The following is a 23,989-nucleotide window of genomic DNA, read 5'->3' as shown; positions in this document are numbered from 1 at the left end:
GTCACCGGAAGTGTCGGAGGTGACCGAGATGGACGGACCCGCGTTGAGCGGATGGGAGCGGCGGCTCCTCGAGGAGATCGAGTCCGATCTGCGCCAGGACACGCGCCTCGACCGGAAGTTGAGCACGATGGGGGCCAAGCGCCCGAACCGGGTCCTGGACGCCCTGCGCGGCGTCGGGCGCCGGATCTCGGTCGGGGTGCTGCTGACCGTACTGGTGATGACGTCGATCTGCGTGGGCATCGGCGTGCGCACCCCGACCACCGCCGTGCTGACCGCCCTCGGCGTGGTCTGGGCCGCCTCGGTGGCGGCCTCGATGGCCGCCACGGCGCTGCTGCGACGGCGAAGGGCGCCGGACCGGGGCGACGGCGTCGTCGGCGGTACCGGCCCGGACCGGGAGGACGGGCAGGAGCGCCGGGACCGCGGGGAGGGCCGGGACGGACGTGAACGAAGGCCCTGGGACCGCCCGGAGGCGTGACGCGGCGGGGGGCCGAACCATCGGGAAGAGGTGCGCATGAGTACCGACCTGTGGGAGTACCGCCCGGGCTCCCACCCCGCCGCCGACCTCAGCCTGGTCGGGTACGAGGTGCAGGCTACCGACGGACCGGTCGGCCGGGTCGACCAGGACGCCGGCGACCACCTGGCCGTCGACGCCGGGCCCTGGGTGCCGGGTGCCAGGGTGCTCGTCCCGGTCGGCCTGGTCGCCCGGATCGACCACCTGGACCGCGCCGTCCACCTGGACTGCCCGCGCGCCCGGCTGGGCACCGTCCCGTCGCCCGACGAGTACCTCACCACCGCCCGCCGGCGCTGACCCATGGGCTGGCCCGCCACCACCCTGACCGGCCGGACGGTCGCCTTCCTGGTCGCCCCGTACGGCGCCGAGCAGGACGAACTGACCTCGCCCTGGCAGGCGGTGCTCGAGGCCGGCGGCCGTCCGCGCCTGCTCTCCACCGCGCCCGGCCGGGTCCAGGCCGTGCGGCGCCGCGCGCCCGGGGACACCTTCGCGGTGGACGCCCTGGTGGCGGAGGCGGACCCGGCCGACTACGCCGGGCTGGTGCTGCCCGGCGGCGTCGCCAACCCGGACGCGCTGCGGCTCGACCCGGCGGCGGTCGCCTTCGTCCGGGGCTGCTGCGCGGCCGGCCGCCCGGTCGCGGCGATCTGCCACGCCGCCTGGACCCTGATCGAGGCCGACGCCGTCCGTGGCCGCACCCTCACCTCCTGGCCCAGCCTGCGGACGGACCTGGTCAACGCGGGCGCCCACTGGGTCGACCAGGAGGTGCAGGTCTGCCGGGAGGGCCCGGGCCCGCTGGTGACCAGCCGGGCGCCGGGCGACCTGCCGGTGTTCGAGGACACCTTCGTCACCGAGTTCGCCCACGCGGCGGCCGGACAGCGGAAGTGACGCGGGTTCAGGGGCGTATCGGCGTTCAGACGCGGGGGTTCAGGGGCGGCCACGCCCCAGGGGTCAGTCCCCGCGCAGGCGGACGAAGGTGGCGGTGGGTGGGCGGCCGGTGAGGGTGACCTCGGCGCGCAGCGGGGCGGTGACCGGGTGCACCCGGCCGTGGTCGGGGTCGGCGGCGGGCGGGCCGAGCAGCGGCCCGGCCGCCCGGGCGACCTCCCGGGCCTGCACGGGGGTGAGCCGCGGGGTGGTCAACAGCACGCGGCCGTCGTCGAGTTCGAGCACCAGGGCGTGCGGCCGGTCGGCCGGGCCGGTCAGGGCACGGACGGTGGCGTCCTCGGTGTCGCTGCGCCGGTACTTGACCCAGGCCCGGCCCGCGCCGCGCGCCCGGTACGGGGAGGCGGCGGCCTTGCACACCAGGCCCTCCACGCCGGTGTCCGCCAGCTGGGTCATCCACGCCACGGCCTCCGTCCGGTCGGTGGTGGCCAGCACCGGCTGGATCGGCGGCGGGACGTCGGCCAGCGCGGCCAGCAGCAGCCGGCGCCGGTCGGTGAGCGGCAGGCGCCGGACGTCCCGGCCGGGCAGGGCGAGCAGGTCGAAGGCGATCAGCCCGAGCGCGACGTCCGGGGCGGCGGCCCGGGCCTGCCGGGTGTGCAGCAGCTCCTCGAAGGCGAACCGCCCGGCCCGCCAGGCGACCAGTTCGGCGTCCAGCACCAGCCCCTCGGGCAGCCGGGCGACGGCGGCGGCGATCGGCGGGAACTCGGGGGCCAGGTCGCGGCCGCTGCGGGACTGCAGGAAGGCCGGCCGCTCGCCACGCGCGAAGGCGACGCAGCGGAAGCCGTCCAGTTTCAGCTCGTACTGCACGCCGCCCCCGCCCAGCCCGTCGGCGGGCGGCACGGCGGCGACGGCGGCGGGGCGCATCACCTCGACGGGCGGGTGCAGCACCTGCCGGGGCTGGGAGGGCTGCGCGGCCCGCGCGGGGGCCGCGGGCGCGGCACGGGCGGTGGGCGCCTGGGGCGTGGCACGGGCGGTGGGTGCCTGGGGCAGCGGCCGGGCCTGCTCCGGGTCCAGCAGCGGCGCGAACAGGTCGCCGTGCGTCGCCAGCCGGTCCGGCAGCTCGGCGAGGGTGAACACCAGCTCCGCCTCCCCGCGGGCCCGCTCCAGCTCGGCCCAGGCCAGCGGCGCGGAGACGGTCGGCAGCGGCCGGGCGCGCAGGGTGTACGGGGCGGCGGTGGTCTTCTTGGCGTTGTTCTGCGACCAGTCGACCAGCACCCGGCCGCGCCGTCGGGCCTTGGCCATGGTGTGCACCACCAGCTCCGGGTGCTCCGCCTCCAGGGCGGCGGCCAGCGCCTTGGCGTACCCGGAGACCTCGGCGCTGGGCGTGGGCTCGATCGGCACCAGCAGGTGCAGGCCCTTGGAACCGGAGGTCTTCACCCAGGCCGACAGGCCGTCCGCGGCGAGCCGCTCGCGCAGCAGCAGCGCGACCGCCCGGCAGGTGAGCACGTCCGCGCCCTCGCCCGGGTCGAGGTCCAGCACCAGCCGGTCGGCCAGCCCGGGCGCGGCGGCGTGCCACTGCGGGACGTGCAGCTCCAGGCAGCCCAGGTTGGCGACCGCCAGCAGCGCCGCGCCGTTCTCCAGCACCACCTGGCGCAGCTCGCCGCCGGTGCTCGGCACGTCCACCGTGCGCACCCAGTCGGGGGTGCCCGGCGGCGGGTTCTTGGCGACGAACACCTCCGCCTCGACACCGTCCGGGCAGCGCAGGAAGGAGACCGGGCGGTCCCGCAGGTGGGGCAGCAGGGCGGTGTGCACCGCGGCGTAGTAGCGCAGCACCTCGCCCTTGGGGGTCCCGATGCTCGGGTAGTACACCTTGTCGAGGTGGGACAGGGCGAGGGTGTGCCCGTCGACCGTCATCTGCGGCATCGGTGCTCTCCGGGGAGTGCTGCGGTGGCCCCCCAGCCAGTCTGCCCCGCGCCCGCTGCCCCCGCCCCCGCTGCCCCCGCCCGGGACGGCGGCCGCCGCCGTTCCTAGCCGCCCGGGCCGACCAGGGCGTGGGCGTCCGCGACCAGGTCCTCGATCCGCGGCCAGTCCGGGGCCGGAACGTCCAGGTGGACGCCCAGCCACCCCCGGTGCCCCACGTACGGCGGCCGGAAGTAGCGGGCCGGGTCCTGCCCGACCAGCCGCTCCTGGGCGCCGCCGGGGGCCGCGCACCAGAAGGCGAGCCGGTCGTCGTGGTGGTGGTCGGCGAGCATCACGAACATCCGGGCCCGGCGGCCGGAACCCGCGAACCAGGTCGGCTCCCCGTGGCTGACCCGCTCCTCCGTGTCCGGCAGCGCCAGGCACAGCGCCCGCAGCCGCTCCACCGGGGCGGAGCCCGCGGAGGCCGCTTCACGCGCCGTACGTGCGGAGCTCACGGCGCTCACGGTGCTCACGCCGCCGGGACGGGCCGGGGTGCGCCCGGGTAGGTGCCGAAGTACCAGTGGTTGCCCTCCGGGTCGGCGGCGGCGAAGTCGCGCGAGCCGTAGTCGGTCTCGGTCAGGCCGGTGGTGATCCGGGCCCCGGCGGCCACGGCCCGGGCGTGCACGCCGTCCGGGTCGGCCGTGACCACGTACGCGCTGAACGTGCCCGGCTCGCCCCGCCACTGGCCCGGCGCGGTCTCCCGCACCGAGCCGAGCATCACGCCGCCACCCTCCGGCCAGGCCAGTTCGGCGTGCGCCACGAAGTCGCCCTCGCCGTAGCTGACCACCTCCTGGAAGCCGAAGGCCTCCGTCAGGAAGCGGATCAGGGCGCGGGCGTCGGTCGCGCGCAGGGTGGGCCAGACCTGCGGGGCAGGGGTCTCGGTGTCCATGACTCTCACTCCTCGGGTGGGGTGGTTACGCCTCCCACTCTGCGGCGGCCCTCGCCGCCCCGCCTTGGACGTTTCGGAACTTGCCCTCCTCCGGCCCCTCGGCCGCCAGCCAGGCGCTCGGCGCCGCCCCCGCCAGGGCGCGGAACTCCCGGGCCAGGTGCGCCTGGTCGAAGTAGCCGCAGCTCACCGCCAGTTCCGCCAACCGGGGCGGCGGCGCACCGGTCGCGAGCAGGTGCCGGGCCCGGTCGAAGCGGATCACCCGGGCTGCGGCCTTCGGGGTGAGCCCGGTCTCCCGGCGGAACCGCTCCTGGAGGTGCCGGGCGCTCCACCCGGTCTCGCGGGCCAGCTCGGCCACCGGCAGCGCCCCGCCGCTGCGCCGCAGCGCCCGCCAGGCCCAGCCCACCTCCGGCGGCACCCGCCCGGATGGCCGAGCGGCCCGCAGCAGCGCCCCGTCCAGGGCGGCGAACCGTTCCGCCCAGCCCTCGGCGGCCCTGATCCGCTCCTGCAACTGCGGGCCGAGCCGCCCGAGCACCTCCTCCGCCGGGACGTCGATCCCGGCCAACTCCCCGGCGGGCAGCCCGAACAGGGCACGTGCGGCGAGCGGGTGCACGGCGATCTGCACCCCGGACTGGGCGCCCTCGTGGGTGATCAGCGCGGGGGAGGTGTGCAGCCCGCCGAGCAGCGTCGGGTAGCTGCCGGGCGGTTGGGCCGGATCGGGGTGGCCGGCGATCACCAGCGGCTCGTCCAGGGTGAGGATGAAGGTCAGGTACGGGGAGGGCAGGCCGCGGTGCACGGCCGGGGCCAGGCCGCGCTGGCGGTAGCCCGAGTACCAGGCCACGTACGGGCGCAGCGCCGTCGAGGGACGGGCGCGGACGGCCTCGTCGACCGTCCCGGTGGCTTGCGTGGTCACGGCTTCCAGTATCGGCGCCCGCGGTCGCGGGCGGGAGCGCGGTCGCCTACGGTGATGGCACGGTCACCCTGTGAGGGCGCGGTGCGCCGCCGGGGGATGGCCGCCGGGGGGTAAACACCGACGAAGGAGTCCCCGTGACCACTGCCCGAGACATCATGCACACCGGCGCCCAGTGCATCGGCGCCCACCAGACGCTGGACGAGGCCGCGAAGATGATGCGCGACAAGAACGTCGGCGCGCTGCCGATCTGCGGCGACGACCAGAAGCTCCACGGCATCATCACCGACCGCGACATCGTGGTGCGCTGTCTCGCCGAGGGCAAGGACCCGGCGAGCATGACGGCCATCGAACTGGCCGGGCACCTGCACTGCGTGCGGGCCGACGACAGCATGGACGTGGTGCTCAAGAAGATGGAGCAGCACCAGATCCGGCGCATCCCGGTGATCGACGGCGAACGGCTGGTCGGCATGATCAGCGAGGCCGACCTGGCGATGGGTCACCGCGACGGCCAGCGGCTGACGGACCAGCAGATCATCGAGTTCATGGACAGCGTCTACATGAAGCACTGACGCGCCCGCCCGCCCTGGGCGACGGCCCCGGCCGGGCCCCGCGGACCGAGTACCGTCGCGGGCCCGGCCGGGCCGCCTGCCGTCTCATGGGGTGGATTTTCCTTTCTCGGAGAGCGAGATGCGGGCACAATCGCGCACATGGGAAAGCAGTACGAAAGCATCGACGGCCGACTGCGGCAGTTCATCGAACGCCAGCCCGTCTACTTCGTCGCGACGGCGCCACTGGCCGGCGACGGGCACGTCAACCTGTCACCCAAGGGCCGCTCCGGCACCCTCGCGATCATCGACGAACTCACCCTCGCCTACCTGGACTTCGGCGGCTCGCAGGCCGAGACCATCGCCCACCTTCGGGAGAACGGCCGGATCACCCTGATGTGGTGCGCTTTCGACGGCCCGCCCACCGTGGTGCGGGTGCACGGCCGCGGCGAGCCGGTCTTCCGGGACGACCCGCGCTTCGCCGAGCTGCTCGCCCGCTTCGAGCCCGGGGCGGACGGCTCGGGCCTGCGGGCGATCGTGCTGGTCCGGGCCGAACGGGTCAGCGACTCCTGCGGGTACGCCGTGCCGTTCATGGACTACCGCGCCGACCGCGAGCTGCACGCGCAGTACTTCGACCGCAAGGACGAGGAGGAGTTCGGCGCCTACTGCGAGCGCAAACCGCTGGTCGGCACCAGCCTCGACGGCCTGCCCGCCCTCCCGCTGCCGCTGCCCGACCGCCCGGCCCGATCCACCCAATCGGCCTGAGCCCCCGGTGGAGTCGGGGGGCGGGGGCTGAGCCGGAGCGGGGCGGCGCGTGACGCGACGAAGCCGCCGTACCCCTGGGGGTGCGGCGGCTCGTGTGCGTGCGTGTGTGCGGCGGGCTTACTTGCCCAGGCCGGCCTTGACGGAGCAGATCGGCCAGGCGCCGGGGCCCTGGGCGGCGAGGACCTTCTCGCCGATCGCGATCTGCTGGTCCTTGGTGGCCAGGTGGGCCTGGGGGGCGTACGCGGTGCCGCCGAAGGCCGCCCAGGTGCTGGAGGTGAACTGCAGGCCGCCGTAGAAGCCGTTGCCGCTGTTGATGGCCCAGTTGCCGGTGGCCTCACAGGAGGCGACCTTGTCCCAGACCGACGCCGGCGCGGCGGAGGCGCTGGTGGCCGTGACGAGGCCGGCCACCGGCAGCGCGGTGAGCGCCCCGGCCATCAGAGCCATCCGGACGCGGTTGCGGCGCTTCGGGGTGGCAGTGGTGGTGGCAGCGGCAGTCTCGTTACGGAAGGTCATGCGTTTCCTTTCGGAGGGGGTGTGCGGGCGTGCGGAACCAGGCCCTCGGAAGGCCGTCGGTTGCGGGGACACATCGCTCGCGCGGTCCGGCACCGTTCCTGCTCGGGGGCGGTGAGGCCCGGCCGGAGCGGAATCGCTCGGTGCAACGGGTTCGAAGGTACGGGGGCGGTCGTGGCGGTTTCAAGGAATCGCAGGTTTGAGCACGTCAGAGGCCTGTTACCGCAGGTAGCGATCACGAAAATAAGGTGATTTCGACCGATTTGCAGCTATTTCCAAGATCAAACCACCCCGGGAAGTGGCCCCCGTCACCCCGGAGCCGGTGTGAGGCCGCGCACACCGTCGACAGCGCGTGACGGCCCGCCCGCCCCCGGTACCGGCCCGGCGCCGTCGCGGGCCCGCCCGGGTGGCCCGCGCCACAGCCCTCACCCGGAGTGCCCCCGTCGGCCACCCACGGTGGCGGGCATAGCCTTCCGCCCATGAGCAATGACAGCGATGCGGCCGACACCGGGGCCGTCGAGGGCGCGGGCCGACCGGCCGGCGCCGAGCACGGGGAGCACCAGCCGGCCGTCGCACCGAGCGGCTTCGAGCTGGGGACCGACGGACCCAAGGTGATCCTGGCGGGCCTGGACGGCTCCGACTCCTCCTGGCGCGCCACCGCCTACGCCGCCGGACTGGCCCGCCGGCAGGGCGCCCAGCTGGCCGTCGCCTACATCCAGCCGATACTCGGCGCCGCCACCGCCCTCGCCGGGGCCGCCGTGGAGGAGACCACCCAGGAGGTCGCCGACGAACTGCTCGCCGCGCTGCGCGAGGCCGAACAGCGGGTGAGCGAGGTCTGGCGGGTGGAGTGGCGCTTCCTCACCATGCGCGGCGACCCCTACACCGGCCTCGCCAAGCTCGCCGACGAGCTGCGCGCCGACGCCGTGGTGGTCGGCGTCTCCGAGCAGGCCGGGCACAAGGTGATCGGCTCGGTCGCGGTCCGGCTGGTCAAGGCCGGACGCTGGCCGGTCACCGTGGTGCCGTAGCCGTCAGGGGTGTGGCTGTCGGGGGCGTGGCCATAAAGGGGCGCGGCCGTAAAGGGGAGTGGCCGTAAAGGGGAGTGGCCGCCCGCCGGGCGGCGCCGGGGCGGCGGGTAGGGTGCGTGACCATGACGGAGACGTCGGGCGCGCACCCCACCGAGCCGGCCCACACGACCGGTAACGACCTGCACCTGGAGCTGCCCGCCACCGGCGGCCGCCGCGCCGCGCTGATGGCCGCGCTGCGCGAAGCGATCCGCAGCGGCAGACTGGCCCCCGGCACCCGGCTGCCGCCCTACCGGGCCCTCGCCACCGACCTCGGCCTGGCCCGCAACACCGCCGCCGAGGCCTACGCCGAACTCGTCGCCGAGGGCTGGCTCACCGCCCGCCAGGGCTCCGGCACCACCGTCGCCGACCGCGCCGCACCCGTCCCGCCCACCCGGGCCCGCCGCCCCGCGCGCCGCCCCGGACCGGTGCACGACCTGCGCCAGGGCCGGCCCGACGCCGCCTCCTTCCCCCGCACCGCCTGGCTGGCCGCCGCCCGCCGGGCCCTCACCGCCGCCCCGAACGAGGCCTTCGGACCCGGCGACCCCCAGGGGCGGCCCGAACTGCGTGCCGTCCTCGCCGACTACCTCGCCCGCGCCCGCGGCGTGCGCACCGACCCCGACCGGATCGTGGTCTGCTCCGGCTTCGCCCACGCGCTGCGCCTGCTCTTCGACGGTGCCGCGCCCGCCCTGCCGCCCGCCGACCAGGGTCCGCTGGCCGTCGAGGCGTACGGGCTGGGCTTCCACCGCGGGCTGCTGGCCGCCGCCGGCGTCACCGCCGTTCCGCTGCCGATCGACGAACAGGGCGCCCGGGTCGAGGAGTTGGCCCGGCACCCGGAGCTCCGTACGGTCCTGCTCACCCCCGCCCACCAGTTCCCGACCGGCGGCCCGCTGCACGCCGGGCGCCGCGCCGCCGTGATCGACTGGGCGCGCGGACACGGCGGGCTCGTCCTGGAGGACGACTACGACGGGGAGTTCCGCTACGACCGCCAGCCGGTCGGCGCCGTCCAGGGGCTCGACCCCGACCGGGTCGTCTACCTCGGCAGCACCAGCAAGAGCCTCACCCCGGCGCTGCGCCTCGGCTGGATGGTCCTGCCGGACCACCTGGTCGACCAGGTGCTCGCCGCGAAGGGCGAACGCGAGGCCTGGGTCAGTGCGTTGGACCAGCTGACCCTCGCCGAGTTCATCGACTCCGGCGGCTACGACCGCCACCTGCGGCGAATGCGCCGCCGCTACCGGGACCGCCGCGACCAGCTGGTGGCCGCGTTGGCCGCCCACGCCCCGCACATCGAGGTGTCCGGCATCGCGGCCGGCCTGCACGCCGTGCTGCGGCTCGCCCCCGGCACCGAACGGTCCATCCTCAAGGCCGCCGCGTACCGGGGCCTGGCGGTCGAGGGGCTCGCCGACTACCGGCACCCGGCGGCCGATCCGGCGGCGACACCCGCCGTCGACGGCCTGGTGGTCGGCTACGCCACGCCACCGGACCACGCCTGGCCGGCCGCGCTCCGGGCGCTGTGCGACATCCTGCCGGCGCCGGCCTGAGCGCAACGGCCTGAGCCCACTGGCCTGAGCGCACCGACCCCGGTCGGACCCGCCCGTTCGGGCGCGCGACCCGGGCCTGCGGGGTGGGCGGCGAAGGATAGGGCACCGGCGGTTCCGCCGGGCCGGAACGCGGACGGTCGGCCCCCGGCGTCCGCCCGCCGCTCGTACGCGAGTACGGGTTCGGGCCGAGGGGGGCGGTCCCGACGGCGCCGCCCCCTACGCTCCTTGGACATGCGCAGAACACATCTGAGCCGTGCCGCGCTCGCCGTGGGCCCGGCCCTCGCCGCCGGACTGCTGCTGACTGCGGCACCCGCCCGGGCCGCCGACAACCCGCTGCCCCTGACGGCCGTCTCCGACCACCAGACGACCACCCGGGGAGGTGAGTTCACGCTGACCCTGACGCTCACCAACCCGTACGACACCCCGATCCAGTTCGTCTACCAGAGCGTCCAGGAGACGTACGCCACCAGTCTGGTGCCGGGGCTCAAGTTCACCGCCACGGCCTGCGGCACCCAGACCAACGGCTGCAGCGACAACGTGCACGGCGGCATCGCCCGTTACGACGTCCCGCTCGCCCCCGGCGCCAGCAGCACCTTCACGGTCACCTACACCGTGGCCCCGGACTCGGCCTGCGGCCAGGACGTCCGGATCGACTTCTACTCGTACCTGTACTACGAGTACCAGGGCGGTCTGGCCAACAACTCCGGCATCCTGGGCATCCCGGGCACCCAGGTCGCCTGCTGATCCACCCCTTCCCCCCGGCGCGGCCCTCGCGGCCGCACCCCCCGAACACCCGTCAGGTGCCGGCCACCCCCGTACCGGCACCTGACGGGCCTTCCGCGTGTGTCGGAGCCGGGTGACAGGATCGGACCGTGCCCGACACCCACGCACGAGCGCCCCGCCACCCCGCCGCCCACGACGACCTGCCGATGCCGGACGGGCTCCACGCCGCCCTGCGGGAGCGCGTGGGCGCGGACCTGGTCGCGGGCCGCTTCGACCGGGTGCGGCAGGGCCTGGAGGTCGCCTGAGCGGTGTGCCGGATTGACGGCGGGAGGCGCGTGCGGCAGGAGGGCGGAGCGGGGCGGGGTGGAGCGGGTGAGGCGCACGGGGTACGGGGTGCGCGGGGTGCGCGGGGTGCGAACCGGCGAACGGGTGTTCCGGTGACGATCGCGGCCCGTGGGGGCGGATCACCGGAGATTCACCCTATCGGGGGGTAGTGGGCCGCCGTACGGGCTCCGTCGGGTTCTGGTGATCTAGGGTTCCGGATGGGCCGCCGGGCGATGGCGGTCGTCCTCACGAAACTCGCCAACTTCCCCACCAGCTCGCGGATCTGATGATCCGTTGCGGAGCATGCACCGGGACGGAGCGGTACCGGCCCCGGCTGCCTGATCCGACCACACGAATGGAGACCCCTGCCGATGTCCGTGGACACGACGAGCCCGGAGACACAGCAGGACCGGCAGCAGAGCCTCGCGACGGCCGCTGCCCGCAACCTTGCCACCACGACCAAGTCCGCCCCGCAGATGCAGGAGATCACCTCCCGCTGGCTGCTCAAGGTGCTCCCGTGGGTCGAGGCCCACGGTGGCGCGTACCGGGTCAACCGACGGCTCACCTACACCGTCGGCAACGGCGTGGTGGAGTTCATCAAGACCGGCTCCCAGGTCCGCGTCATCCCGGCCGAGCTGGGTGAACTCGCCCTGCTGCGTGGCTACGAGGACGAGGAGGTGCTGACCGCCCTCGCCGACCGCTGCCAGCAGCGCGACTTCGGCCCCGGCGAGGTGCTCACCACTCAGGGCGAGGCGGCCGACCGGATCTTCCTGATCGCGCACGGCAAGATCAACAAGATCGGCACCGGCAAGTACGGCGACGAGACCGTGGTCGGCGTGGCCGCCGACGGCGACCGCTTCGGTGACGACTCGCTGCTCAACCCGGACGCCGTCTGGGAGTACACGGCGAAGACCACCACCTCCGGGGTCGCCCTCACCCTGAGCCGGGACGACTTCGCCCGCATCCGGGACAACGCGCCGAGCCTCCAGGAGCACCTGCAGACCTTCCTGTCCCTGCCGCTGCAGGCCCAGAACGAGCGCGGCGAGGCCGAGATCGCCATGTCGGCGGGCCACCGCGGCGAGTACGAACTCCCCGGCGCCTTCGTGGACTACGAGCTCAAGCCGCGCGAGTACGAGCTCAGCGTCGCCCAGACCATCCTCAAGATCCACACCCGCGTCGCGGACCTGTACAACCAGCCGATGAACCAGACCGAGCACCAGCTCCGGCTGACCATCGAGGCCCTGCGCGAGCGGCAGGAGCACGAGATGATCAACAACCCGGAGTTCGGCCTGCTCCACAACGCCGACTTCGACCAGCGGATCCAGACCCACTCCGGCCCGCCCACCCCGGACGACCTGGACGAGCTGCTCAACCGCCGCCGTGACCCGGACTACCTGCTGGCCCACCCCAAGACCATCGCCGCGATCGGCCGTGAGTTCAACGCCCGGGGCATCTACCCGCACCACGTCGACCTCGGCGGGCAGCAGGTGCCGGCCTGGCGCGGGGTCCCGATCCTGCCGTGCAGCAAGATCCCGATCACCAAGGAGAACACCAGCTCGATCCTGGTGATCCGTACCGGTGAGGACAACCAGGGCGTCATCGGCCTGCACCAGACAGGTCTGCCGGACGAGTACCAGCCCGCGCTCTCGGTCCGCTTCATGGGGATCGACGAGAAGGCGATCATCTCCTACCTGGTCAGCGCCTACTACTCCTGCGCGATCCTGGTGCCGGACGCGGTCGGCGTGCTGGAGAACGTCGAGATCGCGCACCGCCGCCACTGAGCGCGCGGAACGGCGGGCGCGGGCCGTAACCGGTCGGCGCGAAGATCGTTCCACCTGATGGCGGACGGCCCGCCCCGGAGGCGGGCCGTCCGCCTGATCACGTCTGAATGCGCATGGTCGCACCCGATCGGCTCTGATCCGGATCCGACCACTGCTGTCCGTTCCCGCCGGCTGATCAGCCAGATCCCTTCCGTCCTCCCCGGACGACCCGAGAGGTGTGTGGAGCCCATGCCGCAGCGCCGGCAGTACCGACGGATACCGCGGCACGGCGGCGGGGGCGCGGCCCCCGGTCGACGGGCGCGGCTGATCGGTGCGGCGGTCGGCGTGGTGGCGATGTGCGCGCTGGTCGGCGGGGCCAGCGCCTCGGGGGCCGAACGCCCCGGCGGGCACCCGGGCGGCGGGGCCGTCGACACCTGCGTGTGCACCGGGACGGACGTGTCCACCACGGTGGGCCCGGGCGGCAGCGTGGACGTCGGGGTGGACGTGGACGTCCAGGTCGGCGTCACCGTCGCGCCCGACGTCGGCCGGCACCACGGACCCCGGCCGCCGCACGACCACCACCACTGCCACCGGCCGCTCACGGCCGGGACGCTGCCCGCGGTGCCCTCGCCCTCCGCTACGGCCGGGCTCCGGCCCGAGCCGGGGCGACCGGCCGACGGCCACGGGGGCGGCGACGACGGGCAGGGGGAGCACGGGGGCGGCTGGTGGCACGGGGGGCACGGGGGGCACCATCACCACCACCACCATCCGCACCCCTGCCCGAGCCCCACGCCGACGCCTACCCCGACGCCCACGCGTACGCCGACGCCTACGCGCACGCCGACCCCCACCCCCACGCGCACGCCCACTCCGACGCCGACGCTCACCCCGAGCCCCACCCCCACGCCGTCCCCGACCGCGGTGCCGTCACCTTCGGGTCCCACCCCGCCGCCGTCGCCCCCGGCACCGGCGTCTCCGCCCGCACCGGCGTCACCGCCCCCGGTGGTTCCCGCCGTGCCTGCGGCCCCGGACCCCGCCCCGCAGCCGCCACCGCCCGCGGTGGTGCCGGTTCCGGCGGTGCCCGACGCCCCGACGGCCCCTGCCGTGGTGGCGCCCAGCCCCGCGCTGCCGAGCCCGGCAAGCCCGAGTCCGGCCGGCCCGAGCCCGGCCTGGCCCACACCGTCGGCGCATCCGTCCTTCAAGGTGGTGCGGGCCGCCAAGCCGGCGCCCGTCGCACCGTCGCACCACGGCGCCTCGACCACCACCACGATGCTGCTGATCACCGTCCCCGCGGTGCTGGCGGCGGCCTCGCTGCGCCCCGGCCGCGGCCGCGGCCGCGGTGGTTCCGGGTCCTGAGGGTCCTGACGGCGACCTTCCCGACCTTCCCCCGGTCCCTCCTGCCGAGTGCGCCCGGGGTTCACCTTTCACGTCACGAGCCAAGCCAGAGAAGGGAGTTCCCATGTCCGAGTGGGTGGCGCTGATCATCGCCATGGCGGCGGCCGGTGCCGTCGTGTTGGCCGTGGTGGTGCTGCGGCGCCGCAGTGCGGGCGCCGTCGAGAAGACCGACGAGACGCCGGACGTCATCGAGTACATCACGATGATGATCGGGGTGGTCTACGCGATCGTCGTCGGTCTCGCGATCGCGGGGGTCTGGGAGGCGCGCGGCGCAGCCCAGGACGACCTGTTCCGTGAGGCGCAGTCGCTGCGGGAGGTCAGCGACCGGGCGGTGGTCTACCCGGTCGAGTTCCGCGACCAGGTCCGGGCCGATGTCGACGCCTATGTCACCTACGTGGTGAACGTCGAGTGGGACTACATGGGCAAGAACGGCGAGATCACCGACAAGGGCACCCAGCTGCTGGACAAGATCCAGAACGAGCTGGTCTCCCGGACGCCGGCCTCGGACCTGGAGTCCCAGGCCTACCAGCCGATCACCGACCGGATCAGCCAGGCCTCCGACGCCCGCAACCAGCGCGGCCAGAACGCCGGGCCGACCATGCCGGGCGTGGTGTGGTTCGGGCTGATCGGCGGGGCGGTGGTGACCATCGGCATGATGTTCGCGCTGCAGATCCGGCACACCCCGAGGGAGTTGATGCTGGCGGCCTGTTTCAGTGTGCTGATCGCCTTCCTGCTGTTCATGATCTGGGACTTCGACGATCCGTTCGCCCGGAGCGTCTCGGTCACCACCCAGCCCTTCGAGGACCTCTTCCCCTCGCTCAACCTCAAGAGCTGAACCGGGGCGGACGCCGGTGGTCCCGAACGGGGCCACCGGCGTCGGCGTTTCACTGATCGGACGTCAGCGCAGGCTGTTGTCCAGCGAGTTGAGCATGGTCCCGGAGGCGTCGTCGTTCTCCAGGGAGAAGGCGAACAGCCCGCCCAGGCCCTTGCCCTTGGCGTAGGCGCCGCGGGCCTGGACGGCCTGCGGGGTGTCGCCGGTCCAGAAGTTGGTGCCGTCGTAGACCCAGCTGCTCTCCGTCACCGCGTCCCAATGGGTCTGCGCGGCGGTCGGGTTGAGCTCCTTCCAGGCGGCCAGACCGGCCTCCTGGCTGAGCGGCTTGGCGGCCGTCGGGCCGGTCGCGCTCTGGTACAGGCCGTAGTTCGAGCCGGCCGGGACGCCGGTCCAGCCGCGCCAGTAGAACGGGATGCCGAGCACGATCTTGCTCGCCGGGAAGCCGCCGGGGATGCCGTACTCGGGCAGGCCGGTGGTGTACGCGGTGAGCGCGGTGTCGACGTTGTACTTGCGGGTGCCGGGGGTGATCGGCGTGGTCGGGTCCGCCGGGCTGTCGTGCAGCGGGTCCTGGTGGTTGGTCGGCCCCTTGGCGTCCCAGGAGCCGTGCATGTCGTAGGACATCACGTCGGCGTAGTCCAGGTAGGCGCCGATCTTGTCCGTCTCCAGCTGAGCGATCTTGTCCTGGCCGCTGGGCAGCGCGGCGCTCAGCAGGTAGCGCTTGCCCTGGGCGGCGCCGAGGGCGTCCAGCTGGGTGCGGAACTCCTTGAGCAGCAGGGTGTAGTTCTGCTTGTCGGCGGGGGAGTAGTGGTTGCCGGTGTGGCCGCCCGCCGAGCCCGGGTACTCCCAGTCGATGTCGATGCCGTCGAAGATGCCGGCCGCCGAGGCCGCGCCGCCGGAGGCGTCACCGGCGACCCCGGTCGGCAGGTTCCCCTTGAGGAACATGTCGACGCAGGAGGAGACGAAGGCCTTCCGGGAGGCGTCGGTGGCGGCCGCGTCCGAGAAGTACTTGGAGTACGTCCAGCCGCCGATCGAGATGGTGAAGCGCAGGTTGGGGTACTTGGCCTTGAGCTGGCGCAGCTGGTTGAAGTTGCCCTTGAGCGGTTGGTCCCAGCCGTCCGTGCTGCCGTCCACGCTGTTGGCGGAGGTGTAGCCGTCCTGGTAGTCGGCGTAGGCGTCGCCCGCGCCGTCACCGGCGTTGGGGTCGGATTCGTTCGCCGAGTCGGAGGCCTTCACCGCCTGGAAGCAGGTGAACTTCGAGGGGTCGATGTTGGCGAAGGCGTAGTGGATGACGTCCAGCTTGCCGGCGGCGCCGCTGGTGTCGACGTTCTTCGGGTAGTACGCGTTCTCGTAGATGCCCCACTGGTCGAAGTAGGCCGCGCGGACCGGCTGTTGGGTGGGGGCGGTGGCGGTCGTGGTGCTCACCGGGGCGGACTGGGCGGAGGCGTGGCCGCCCGAGTAGCCCTGGACGCTGAACGTGTAGCCCTGCCCGGGCCGCAGCGAGCTGACGGCGACGGAGGTGCCCATCGAGGTGGCGACCAACTGGCCGTTGGACCACACCTTGTAGGCGACCGGGCCGTCGCCGCCGCTCAGGGTGGACGGCTGCCAGCTGAGCACCACGGCGCCCGAGGTGACCTTGCTGACCGTGACGCCGGTCGGGGTGGTGACCTTGCCGTCCCCGGCCGGGCCGCTCGCGGTGGCGGTTGCGGTGGGGCTGCCGGTGGGGCTGCCGCTCGGGCTGCCGCTGGGCGATCCGCTGGGGCTCCCGGTCGGCGAGCCGGTCGCGGTCGGACTGCCGCTGGGCGAACCGGTGGCCGTGGGGCTGCCCGAGGCCGTCGGGCTGGTGGACGCCGTGGGACTGCCCGAGGCCGTCGGGCTGGTGGAGGAGGTCGGCCCGCCCGGCCCGGTCAGGGTGAGGTCGTCCGCGTAGTACGTGCCGGTGCCGTACCAGCCGTGGGTGAAGACCGTGACGGAGGTCGTGGTGGCGCCGGTGGTGAAGGTGCTGCTGAGCTGGCTCCAGCCCGACCCGCCGGGCGTCCAGTTGGAGGCGTTGACGCCGGTGCCGGTGGCGCCCAGGTACACGTAGCTGCCCTGGACCCAGCCGGCCAGGGTGTAGCTGGTGTTCGGCTGGACGGTGACGGTCTGCTGGCACTGCGCGGTGTCGGAGCCGGAGGCGGCGCCGCTGAGCGCGTAACTCCCGCCGTGCACCGGGGTGGTGACCACCGAGCCGTTGGAGCAGCTCCAGCCGGACAGGGTGCCGGTCTCGAAGCCGCCGTTGGCCAGCAGGTTGACCGGCGAGGCGGCGGCGGAGCCGAGGGTGAGGGCGAGGGCGGCGCCGCTGGTGGTCAGCGTGGCGGCCAGGGCCAGTGCGGTGGCCCGTCTGTGCCGGGCGGCCCGGCGAGCGGCTCGCCCCTGGGCGGGCAGGTCGGGCCGTGCGGGCAGGACGCGGTCGTGCATGCGGGGTGTCCTCCGGATGTGTGGGGGTTCCGGCGGTGCGTGGCCCGGACGGGCCGTGGGGAGCCGGCCCGGACGCGGTGGGGGCGGCCGGGCGGGGTGACAGGTGCTTGACGGGTGCTCGACTGAACAGATTGGACTGGACCAATCTTCGCCGTCAAGGGTGTCCACCCGCTGGACCGACCCGGGCCGCGACCAGCGGCCGACCGGTAGGTTGACCGGGACGGAACAGGCCCGCCGAACGGAGGAGCGCATGGACAGTCAGGGCTGGGACGACCGCTACGCCGCGAGTGAACTGGTCTGGGGCACCGCGCCCAACCGGTGGGTGGTGCGCGAACTGACCGGCCGCACCCCCGGCCACGCCCTCGACCTGGCCACCGGCGAGGGCCGCAACGCCATCTGGCTCGCCACCCAGGGCTGGGAGGTCACCGGCGTCGACTTCTCCGCCGTCGCCCTCGAACGCGCCGAACGCCTCACCGCCGAACTGCCCGACGAGGTCGCCGACCGCCTCACCTGGCGCCACGGCGACGCCCGCACCCACGAGGCCCCCACCGTCGGCTACGACCTCGTCCTGGTCGCCTACCTCCAACTGCCCGCCGCCGACCGCCGCGCCGCACTGCACCGCGCCGCCGAGGCACTCGCCCCCGGCGGCACCCTGCTGGTGATCGGACACGACCTGAGCAACCTCACCGAGGGCGTCGGCGGCCCGCAGGACCCGGCCGTGCTCCTCACCCCGGAGGACGTCCTCGCCGACCTCGCCCCGTACGGCCTGCACGTCGTGCGGGCCGAACGCGTCCGGCGCGAGGTCGACACCGAACCCGGCCATCGGGGCGGTGCGAAGGGCGTCGCGATCGACACCCTCGTACGACTGGAACGGGGTGCCGCATGACCACCCGTCCCCCTCGCCGACTGCTCCTTGCCGGCCTGGCCGCCGCCCCCCTGGTGCTCGTCGGCTGCTCCTCCGGCACGAAGGACAAGGCCGACAAGGCCGACAGGACCGGCCCGGTGGCCAGGGCCAGTGACCCGGGCGGCGCCGCCTTCGTGATGATCATCCGGCACGGCGAGAAGCCCGACGGCAACCAGCCCGGCCTGGACGAGAACGGCAAGCACGACGGCAAGTCCCTCACCCAGCGCGGCTGGGACCGGGCCAAGGCGCTGCCCACCCTGTTCGCCCCGCCCGCGACCGGCCTGCGCACCCCCGTCCGGATCTACGCCGCCACCGACCAGGGTCCGCTGGCCGGAGCCCACCGGATGCGGCAGACCGTCACCCCGCTGGCCGGCAAACTCGGACTGACCGTGGACACCGGTTACGCCGAGTCCCAGGAGTCCCAGCTGGCCGCTGCCGCGCTCGCCGGAACGCAGCCGGTGCTGATCTGCTGGGAGCACTCCCGGATCCCGCGGATCGTCGAGGCGCTCGGTGCGGCCGGCAGCGGGGCGCCGGGTACCTGGCCGGACCGGTTCGACCTGGTCTGGGTGTTCTCCCGGCCGGCCGGCGGGGCCTGGACCTTCCAGGAGGTGCGCCAGCATCTGCTGGACGGCGACGCCTGATCCGCCCGGTCCCCCGGCCCCGGCCCGCCGCGCGGGCGGAACCGGTGGAGCTGCTGGGTGGGAGCGTCGCCGCCTGGGTAGGGGACCTGGACGGACGCCGTCCGATGATCATAGTTTCTCTGTGCACGATAGGTTCACGGCACGGACGGCGGCAGGAACGAGGAGGGCACGATGGCCGTTTCGCTGGCCAAGGGGCAGAAGATCAGCCTGGAGAAGCCGGGCGGTGGGCAGTTGAGCGTGGTCCGGATGGGCCTGGGCTGGCGGGCGGTGCAGCGCAAGGGCTTCCTGGCCAAACTGCTGTCCGTCGGGCAGGAGATCGACCTGGACGCCTCCGCGGTGCTCTTCGCCCACGGCAAGCCGCTGGACGTGGTCTTCTTCCAGCACCTCACCAGCAACGACGGCTCGGTCCGGCACAGCGGGGACAACCTGGTCGGCGGCGCCGGGGACGCGACCGACGACGAGTCGATCACCGTCGACCTGACCAGGGTGTCCGCCGAGGTCGACCAGATCCTCTTCACGGTGAACTCCTTCACCGGGCAGACCTTCCAGGAGGTCGAGGCCGCCTTCTGCCGCCTGGTGGACGAGACCACCGGCGTCGAGCTGGCCCGCTACACCCTCACCGGCGGCGGCCCCTACACCGCCCAGATCATGGCCAAGGTGCAGCGCACACCGGGCGGTTGGCAGCTGGCCGCGATCGGCCAGCCCGCCAGCGGGCGTACCTTCCAGGACCTCATGCCGGAGCTGGTCAAGCACCTGTGACCCGACCCGGGCTCCGGCGCCTCGGCCGCGGTCGGCGCCTCGGTCGAGGTCGAGGCCGCGGTCGCGGCGCCGGAACCCGGCCAGGGCCGGCAGTCCCCGGCCGGGGCCGACAGTCGGCGACGGCGGCAGTCCGGCCGGTCGGGCCGTCCTGCCGCCGTCGGCGGTTCGGTGGGTGCGTGGGTGCTACTTCTTGGCGCTCGCCGAGGGGGAGGGCGAGAGCGAGGCGCTCGGCGAACCGCTCGGCGTGGCGGAGGAGGTGGCGCCGGGGGTCGCGGTGGCGCTCGGGCTGCCGCTGGGCGTGGGCGTCGGGCAGTTCGGGGCGGTGGTCGGGGTGGCCGTCGGGGTGCCGGTGGGGGTGGCCGTCGGGCTGGCGGTGGGCGAGGGCGAACCGGTGGGCGTGGCCGTTCCGGTGGGCGTCGCGGTCGCGGTCGCGGTCGGGCTCGGGCAGGACGTCGGCGTGCCGGTCGGAGTGCCAGTGGGGGTGCTGGTGGGGGTCGCCGTCGGGGACGCGCTGCCGGACGGCGTGGTGGTCGGAGTCGTCGTCGGCGTGCCGGTGGGGGTGGCCGTCGCACTGGCGGAGGGCGAGGGCGAACCGCTCGGCGTCGGCGTGCCGGTGGGCTGCGCGGACGGCGTCGGAGTCGGCGTCACCGCAGGCTCCGTCGGCCGGCCGCCCGGCGTCGGGCCGGTGCCGCTGCCGCCGGTCGGGGTGGTGCCCGGGGTGCCGGTGGTGCCGGACGGCCGGAGGAAGGGCGAGGGCGTCGAGCCGGGCACGGTCGGGATGCCCGGGCGGTCCGCGACCGTGGTCACCTGGCCGCTGCCGAAGTGCGCCATCCAGTTGCGGACGGTGCGCAGGTACTCGGTGGAGTTGTTGTAGCTGAGGATCGCCCGGTCCAGCTGGGCGGAGTCGGAGAGGTCCCGGCCGCCCGCGCACAGGTAGCGCCCGGCGGTCTCGGCCGCGTCGAAGATGTTGTTCGGGTCGGCCGTGCCCTTGCCGGTGGCGTCCACGCCCCAGGAGGCCCAGGTGGAGGGGATGAACTGCATCGGGCCGACCGCGCGGTCCCAACGGGAGTCGCCGTCGTAGCGACCGCCGTCGGTGTCGGGTATCGCGGCGAAGCCGTTGCCGTCCAGCACCGGGCCGAGGATCGGGGTGAGCGTGGTGCCGGCGGTGTCCACCTTGCCACCGTTCGCCTGGCCGGACTCGACCTCGCCGATCGCCGCCAGCAGCTGCCAGGGCAGGTGGCAGCCCGGCGAACGCTGCGCCAGGGAGGCCTCGGCCTTCTGGTAGGCGGCGAAGACGGTGGCGGGCAGCGAGGGTCCGTTGGCGGTGAACGGGCCGGCCGCGGGCAGACCGGGCTGGGTGCCGGGCGGCTGCGGCAACTGGACGGCGCTGCCGCCGTCGGCCGCGGTGCCGGGGATCCCGGCGGCAGGGCCGCCGAAGGGGGTGGCGGAGCCGCCCGGGGCCTGCGCGGCGGCGTCCTGTGCCTGCCCGGCGTCGGCGGCGGCGGCCGGGGCGAGCCCGAGGCCCGACACCTGAGAGCCGGTCAGCGCGGCCAGCGCGGCGAACGCCGCAGCCGTGCCGGTGACCCGCTTGCCGATCCGTACCTTTCGCCCGCCCTTGGCACTGCCGATCCTCGCCGCCATCTGCTGCCCCTCCCCATCGCCGTCCGGACCCTCCCGGAACGGTTGAGCCTTCGTCATCGTGCCCGTCCGCCGATCGGCGGCGCCCGCCGCCGCAACGATTAGTATCACGACGATCTGACAGGGACAGGATGGACGGGAGGCGGCCGCGAACCCGACGACGGGTGAACGCGGCGCCCCGGCCGCGGGTCGCCCGTCCGACCGCCGGGGCGCGGTGTCCGTGCCCCGCTCCATCTCCGTCGCCGCTAACGGGAGTTGACCGTAGGGCCAACGCCGGTCGGCCGGGTCCCCCCGGCGGTCGGACGGGCGGTTCGAAGCGCGGGGGTGGTGCGTGGGCGTCGTTTCGGGCTCCCCGGCGGCGCCCGTCGCCGACCCCCTGACCTGGCCCGATGTCCGTCGCCGTGCGCGGCCTCCACTAGCAGGACGGACGGTCCGGCGCCAGAGGGCCTCCCCAACTCGGCCCTGGACGGATGACGTTCAGGTGAAAGTGGGCATGCCAGGAATCCCGGTCCGGCATGCTGTGCCGCGTGACCCTGTGGATGGAGGCCGAAACCGTGAGCGCGAACCTGCCGGAGACCGTCGCCGAGGGGGCGGTGGTCCTGCCGGCACCTCCTCGGGTGGTGAGCGACCTGGCCCGTGACCTGACCCAGGCCGCCGCCGCCGTCCGGGCGGTGTCGCGGAGCGGCCGTGCCGCCGGCGGGGACGTCGCGGTCGCCGCCTACACCGCCGTGGTGTGCACCGGGCGTTCGGCCGCGCACGCGCTGGAGGAGGCCGCCGCCTGGTGCCGCCAGGCCCCGGAGGCCGAGGTGCACTCGCTCGCCTGGGCGCGGGTGCCGGGGCACCGGCACGACGTCTTCGAGTACCGCGTCACCATGGCCGTGAGCTTCCCCGACGACGAGACCGGGGAGCACCTCGGGGACACCCACCACTCCCGCCGGTGAGGCCGTATCATCACCTGCATGGGTGATCGGGGTACGAACGAGACGGCCGGCGCGGCCGGGGGCGACGCCGCCAACAGGGCTGCGGCAGAGGCGACTTCGGATGCCGGCGAGCACGTCGACGAGCACCGCGGCGAGCACGGCGACGAGCACCGCGCCGAGCACGGTGACGACGGCCCGCGTGAACTGTCGCGGGCCGCCGCCGTCGGTGCCACCGTGCTGGCGATCGTCTGCGGCTGCGCGGCGATGCTGGCCGCGCTCCACTGGTTGGGCTGGACCGTCCCGGGCATCGGCTGGATCGTCGCCAAGGTCGGGATCAAGCTGTCCGTGGGCGGCTTCCTCGCCCTGGCCGTGGCCGCCGAGCACCTGCGCGGCAAGCTCCGGCCGAAGTCCCGCTCCTGACCGGTCGGACCCAGTGTCCCGGGGCTCAACCGGCCTGCGGCGCCGGGCAGGTGAGGTCGTGCTCAGGCGCCCGGCCGTCCAGCAGGTAGTGCTCGACGGTGTCCGTGACGCAGGGCTCGGAGCCCGGGTACTGGCCGTGGTTGCCGTTGCTGGTGACCGTCACCAGCCTGGAGCCGCGCAGCGCCCGGTGCGCGCCGAGCGCCGCCTTGTAGTACGTCGCCGGGTCGTGCAGCGAGTTGAGCATCAGCACCGGAGGCAGGTGGGCGCCGGTGACCTTGACCTCGGGCGCCGGGGCGGTCGGCCAGAGCGCGCAGACCGAGCTGAACGCGAGCGTGCGGGCACCGATCAGCGGGTAGCGCGCGGTGTTCTCCGCCCCGCGCTCGATCCAGGTGTCCAGGTCCTTCGTCCACGGGGTGTCGCCGCAGGTCACCGAGAAGTACTCGGCGAGGAACTCCGGGCTGAGGTACTGGCCGAACAGCCGGCGGGCGGTCTCCTTGGCGGCCGGATCGGCCTGCTGCCAGTCGTCCAGCGCGGTCAGCCCGCTCGCCAGGAGCGGAAAGGCCTTCTCGCTGTAGATCGCGTTGATCGTGCCGTTGTCCAGCTGGTTGGGGCCGAGCGTCAACGACCCGTCGGTGATCGGTCGGTCGTGCAGGGCGGCGCGCCGCTGCTCCCAGTGCGCCCCGACCTCCGCCGGGGTCGAGCCCCAGTGGTAGGTGGCGTCCCGGGCGGCCATCCAGGGCAGGAAGTCCTCCTCGAAGCGGCGCTGGAAGCTCATCGGCTGGCCCAGTTCGAACTGCTCCCAGGTGCCGTCGAAGCCGATGTTGCTGTCCAGCACCATCCGCTCGACCCGGTGCGGGAAGAGCGTTCCGTAGTAGGCGCCGATCATGGTGGCGTAGGAGGCACCGTAGTAGCTGATCTTCTTCTCGCCGAGCAGCGAGCGGTAGAGGTCCATGTCGTGGGCGGTCTGCTCGGTGGTCAGGTAGGGCAGCAGGTCGCCGCTGTTCTTCTCGCAACCCTCGACCAGTTTGCGGGAGTTGGCGACGACGCGGTCGATCGCCTCCGGGGACCGGTCGCGGTAGTCCCCGGCCAGGAACTCCTGGAACTCCTCCGGGGTCTGGCACGCGACGCGGGTGCTGCGGCCGACGCCGCGCTGGTCGAAGCTGACGATGTCGTACGCGGCGGCCACCGCGGGGGCGCCCTGGGCGAGGTCCATCGGCCGCAGCAGGCCCTGTCCGCCCGGGCCGCCGGCCGTCTCCATCAGTGCGCCCTTGCGGTGGGCCGGGTCGGTGGCGCGGTGCCGGGAGACGGCGATGCTCAGGTCGGCGCCGACACCGGGGTGGTGCCAGTCGCGCGGGACGGTCATGGTGGCGCATTCCAGGGCCGGTTGCCCCGCGCAGGGCTGCCAGTCGAGTGCCTGCCGGGCGTAGCGGGCGGGGGCGCGGTCGGCGTCCCCCGGGTTGCGGCCGGAGTCGGCGTTCGCGGTGGCGGGCAGGGCGAGGCCGGCGAGGAGCGCGGCGGCGAGGGCGGCGGCCGCGCGGCGGCCGTGGGATGCGGTGGTGTTCACGGGAACGATCATGTCCCGCCGGGCGGCTGACGCACGATGAAGCAGGACACCGTCCTCGGGGTGGTGCTGGATACACCCCTGGGCG

The 23,989-nt window shown here is 74.3% G+C and carries 25 protein-coding genes and 1 pseudogene; 17 read left to right on the top strand and 9 right to left on the bottom strand.

Going from position 1 to position 23,989, the window contains the following annotated elements; all coding sequences use genetic code 11:
* The first annotated feature begins 28 nt into the window (after nt 1-28).
* From ACIQWA_RS09645 to ACIQWA_RS09635, 3 genes are read left to right on the top strand one after another with little or no spacing between them, the layout of a single operon-like run.
* On the top strand, nt 29-475 hold the full coding sequence (locus ACIQWA_RS09645; protein ID WP_402480366.1) for a hypothetical protein: 447 nt from the start codon (nt 29-31) through the stop codon (nt 473-475).
* Between the two features lie 36 nt (nt 476-511).
* The gene (locus tag ACIQWA_RS09640; protein ID WP_402480364.1) at nt 512-808 is read left to right on the top strand and encodes a PRC-barrel domain containing protein; all 297 of its coding nucleotides are present in this window, start codon (nt 512-514) and stop codon (nt 806-808) included.
* Between the two features lie 3 nt (nt 809-811).
* On the top strand, nt 812-1,396 hold the full coding sequence (locus tag ACIQWA_RS09635) for a type 1 glutamine amidotransferase domain-containing protein (protein ID WP_402480361.1): 585 nt from the start codon (nt 812-814) through the stop codon (nt 1,394-1,396).
* Between the two features lie 63 nt (nt 1,397-1,459).
* Here ACIQWA_RS09635 and ACIQWA_RS09630 read toward each other — a convergent pair whose 3' ends face one another.
* From ACIQWA_RS09630 to ACIQWA_RS09610, 5 genes and pseudogenes are all read right to left on the bottom strand, one after another.
* Nucleotides 1,460-2,314, bottom strand: a complete 855-nt coding sequence (locus tag ACIQWA_RS09630; RefSeq protein WP_402480875.1) for a DNA ligase — start codon at nt 2,312-2,314, stop codon at nt 1,460-1,462.
* A gap of 120 nt (nt 2,315-2,434) precedes the next feature.
* A pseudogene (gene ligD / locus ACIQWA_RS09625) lies at nt 2,435-3,313 on the bottom strand (non-homologous end-joining DNA ligase); the annotation flags it as partial.
* Nucleotides 3,314-3,417: 104 nt separating this feature from the next.
* On the bottom strand, nt 3,418-3,804 hold the full coding sequence (locus ACIQWA_RS09620) for an MmcQ/YjbR family DNA-binding protein (protein ID WP_402480360.1): 387 nt from the start codon (nt 3,802-3,804) through the stop codon (nt 3,418-3,420).
* A 14-nt stretch (nt 3,805-3,818) separates the two neighbouring features.
* The gene (locus ACIQWA_RS09615; protein ID WP_402480358.1) at nt 3,819-4,238 is read right to left on the bottom strand and encodes a VOC family protein; all 420 of its coding nucleotides are present in this window, start codon (nt 4,236-4,238) and stop codon (nt 3,819-3,821) included.
* Between the two features lie 25 nt (nt 4,239-4,263).
* Entirely contained in the window at nt 4,264-5,148 is an 885-nt protein-coding gene (locus ACIQWA_RS09610) for a helix-turn-helix domain-containing protein (protein ID WP_402480356.1), read from the bottom strand.
* Nucleotides 5,149-5,282: 134 nt separating this feature from the next.
* Here ACIQWA_RS09610 and ACIQWA_RS09605 point away from each other — a divergent pair, with 134 nt between their 5' ends.
* Both ACIQWA_RS09605 and ACIQWA_RS09600 read left to right on the top strand, forming a co-directional pair.
* Complete coding sequence (locus ACIQWA_RS09605; protein WP_360240500.1) at nt 5,283-5,717, top strand: CBS domain-containing protein; 435 nt, start codon at nt 5,283-5,285, stop codon at nt 5,715-5,717.
* 138 nt (nt 5,718-5,855) lie between these two features.
* Nucleotides 5,856-6,458 (top strand): pyridoxamine 5'-phosphate oxidase family protein, encoded by a 603-nt coding sequence (locus ACIQWA_RS09600; RefSeq protein WP_402480354.1) that lies wholly within the window; start codon nt 5,856-5,858, stop codon nt 6,456-6,458.
* A gap of 117 nt (nt 6,459-6,575) precedes the next feature.
* Here ACIQWA_RS09600 and ACIQWA_RS09595 read toward each other — a convergent pair whose 3' ends face one another.
* Nucleotides 6,576-6,971 (bottom strand): transglycosylase family protein, encoded by a 396-nt coding sequence (locus ACIQWA_RS09595; RefSeq protein ID WP_402480353.1) that lies wholly within the window; start codon nt 6,969-6,971, stop codon nt 6,576-6,578.
* 476 nt (nt 6,972-7,447) lie between these two features.
* Between ACIQWA_RS09595 and ACIQWA_RS09590 the strand changes: the two genes are divergently transcribed.
* From ACIQWA_RS09590 to ACIQWA_RS09560, 7 genes are all read left to right on the top strand, one after another.
* Nucleotides 7,448-7,993, top strand: a complete 546-nt coding sequence (locus tag ACIQWA_RS09590; protein ID WP_402480351.1) for a universal stress protein — start codon at nt 7,448-7,450, stop codon at nt 7,991-7,993.
* A 122-nt stretch (nt 7,994-8,115) separates the two neighbouring features.
* Nucleotides 8,116-9,570 (top strand): PLP-dependent aminotransferase family protein, encoded by a 1,455-nt coding sequence (locus ACIQWA_RS09585; protein ID WP_402480349.1) that lies wholly within the window; start codon nt 8,116-8,118, stop codon nt 9,568-9,570.
* A 231-nt stretch (nt 9,571-9,801) separates the two neighbouring features.
* Nucleotides 9,802-10,314 (top strand): hypothetical protein, encoded by a 513-nt coding sequence (locus tag ACIQWA_RS09580; RefSeq protein ID WP_360240482.1) that lies wholly within the window; start codon nt 9,802-9,804, stop codon nt 10,312-10,314.
* A 128-nt stretch (nt 10,315-10,442) separates the two neighbouring features.
* Nucleotides 10,443-10,598, top strand: a complete 156-nt coding sequence (locus ACIQWA_RS09575) for a hypothetical protein (RefSeq protein WP_402480347.1) — start codon at nt 10,443-10,445, stop codon at nt 10,596-10,598.
* A gap of 390 nt (nt 10,599-10,988) precedes the next feature.
* A complete protein-coding gene (locus ACIQWA_RS09570; protein ID WP_402480345.1) occupies nt 10,989-12,398 on the top strand; it encodes a family 2B encapsulin nanocompartment shell protein in 1,410 nt (469 codons plus the stop codon).
* 993 nt (nt 12,399-13,391) lie between these two features.
* Nucleotides 13,392-13,733, top strand: coding sequence for a hypothetical protein (locus tag ACIQWA_RS09565; protein ID WP_402480342.1), 342 nt, complete (start codon nt 13,392-13,394; stop codon nt 13,731-13,733).
* Between the two features lie 103 nt (nt 13,734-13,836).
* Nucleotides 13,837-14,607 carry a hypothetical protein gene (locus ACIQWA_RS09560; RefSeq protein ID WP_360240470.1) on the top strand — a complete coding sequence of 257 codons (771 nt, stop codon included), beginning with the start codon at nt 13,837-13,839 and terminating at the stop codon, nt 14,605-14,607.
* 63 nt (nt 14,608-14,670) lie between these two features.
* Here ACIQWA_RS09560 and ACIQWA_RS09555 read toward each other — a convergent pair whose 3' ends face one another.
* The gene (locus ACIQWA_RS09555) at nt 14,671-17,058 is read right to left on the bottom strand and encodes a glycosyl hydrolase family 18 protein (protein ID WP_402480339.1); all 2,388 of its coding nucleotides are present in this window, start codon (nt 17,056-17,058) and stop codon (nt 14,671-14,673) included.
* A gap of 250 nt (nt 17,059-17,308) precedes the next feature.
* Here ACIQWA_RS09555 and ACIQWA_RS09550 point away from each other — a divergent pair, with 250 nt between their 5' ends.
* The 3 genes from ACIQWA_RS09550 (at nt 17,309) to ACIQWA_RS09540 (ending at nt 19,362) form a co-directional block, all read left to right on the top strand.
* Nucleotides 17,309-17,944, top strand: coding sequence for a class I SAM-dependent methyltransferase (locus tag ACIQWA_RS09550; protein WP_402480337.1), 636 nt, complete (start codon nt 17,309-17,311; stop codon nt 17,942-17,944).
* Nucleotides 17,941-18,603, top strand: a complete 663-nt coding sequence (locus ACIQWA_RS09545) for a hypothetical protein (protein WP_402480335.1) — start codon at nt 17,941-17,943, stop codon at nt 18,601-18,603. The genes ACIQWA_RS09550 and ACIQWA_RS09545 overlap by 4 nt, the downstream gene beginning before the upstream one ends.
* A gap of 171 nt (nt 18,604-18,774) precedes the next feature.
* On the top strand, nt 18,775-19,362 hold the full coding sequence (locus ACIQWA_RS09540) for a TerD family protein (RefSeq protein ID WP_360240458.1): 588 nt from the start codon (nt 18,775-18,777) through the stop codon (nt 19,360-19,362).
* Nucleotides 19,363-19,545: 183 nt separating this feature from the next.
* On the opposite strand, the gene ACIQWA_RS09535 is transcribed toward ACIQWA_RS09540, so the two are convergent.
* Nucleotides 19,546-21,003, bottom strand: a complete 1,458-nt coding sequence (locus tag ACIQWA_RS09535) for a lytic transglycosylase domain-containing protein (RefSeq protein WP_402480333.1) — start codon at nt 21,001-21,003, stop codon at nt 19,546-19,548.
* 551 nt (nt 21,004-21,554) lie between these two features.
* On the opposite strand from ACIQWA_RS09535, the gene ACIQWA_RS09530 reads away from it, so the two are divergent.
* Together ACIQWA_RS09530 and ACIQWA_RS09525 are read left to right on the top strand one after the other, a co-directional pair.
* Nucleotides 21,555-21,941, top strand: a complete 387-nt coding sequence (locus ACIQWA_RS09530; protein WP_360240452.1) for a hypothetical protein — start codon at nt 21,555-21,557, stop codon at nt 21,939-21,941.
* A gap of 18 nt (nt 21,942-21,959) precedes the next feature.
* Nucleotides 21,960-22,340 carry a hypothetical protein gene (locus ACIQWA_RS09525; RefSeq protein ID WP_402480330.1) on the top strand — a complete coding sequence of 127 codons (381 nt, stop codon included), beginning with the start codon at nt 21,960-21,962 and terminating at the stop codon, nt 22,338-22,340.
* A gap of 25 nt (nt 22,341-22,365) precedes the next feature.
* Here ACIQWA_RS09525 and ACIQWA_RS09520 read toward each other — a convergent pair whose 3' ends face one another.
* Entirely contained in the window at nt 22,366-23,904 is a 1,539-nt protein-coding gene (locus tag ACIQWA_RS09520) for an alpha/beta hydrolase (protein ID WP_402480327.1), read from the bottom strand.
* Between the last annotated feature and the right edge of the window lie 85 nt (nt 23,905-23,989).

Origin of the sequence: Kitasatospora sp. NPDC098652, assembly GCF_044760155.1 — a bacterium.
Classification (GTDB): domain Bacteria; phylum Actinomycetota; class Actinomycetes; order Streptomycetales; family Streptomycetaceae; genus Kitasatospora.
Note: the sequence above shows the minus strand (reverse complement) of the source record. Positions and strands in the feature narration are given on the sequence as shown.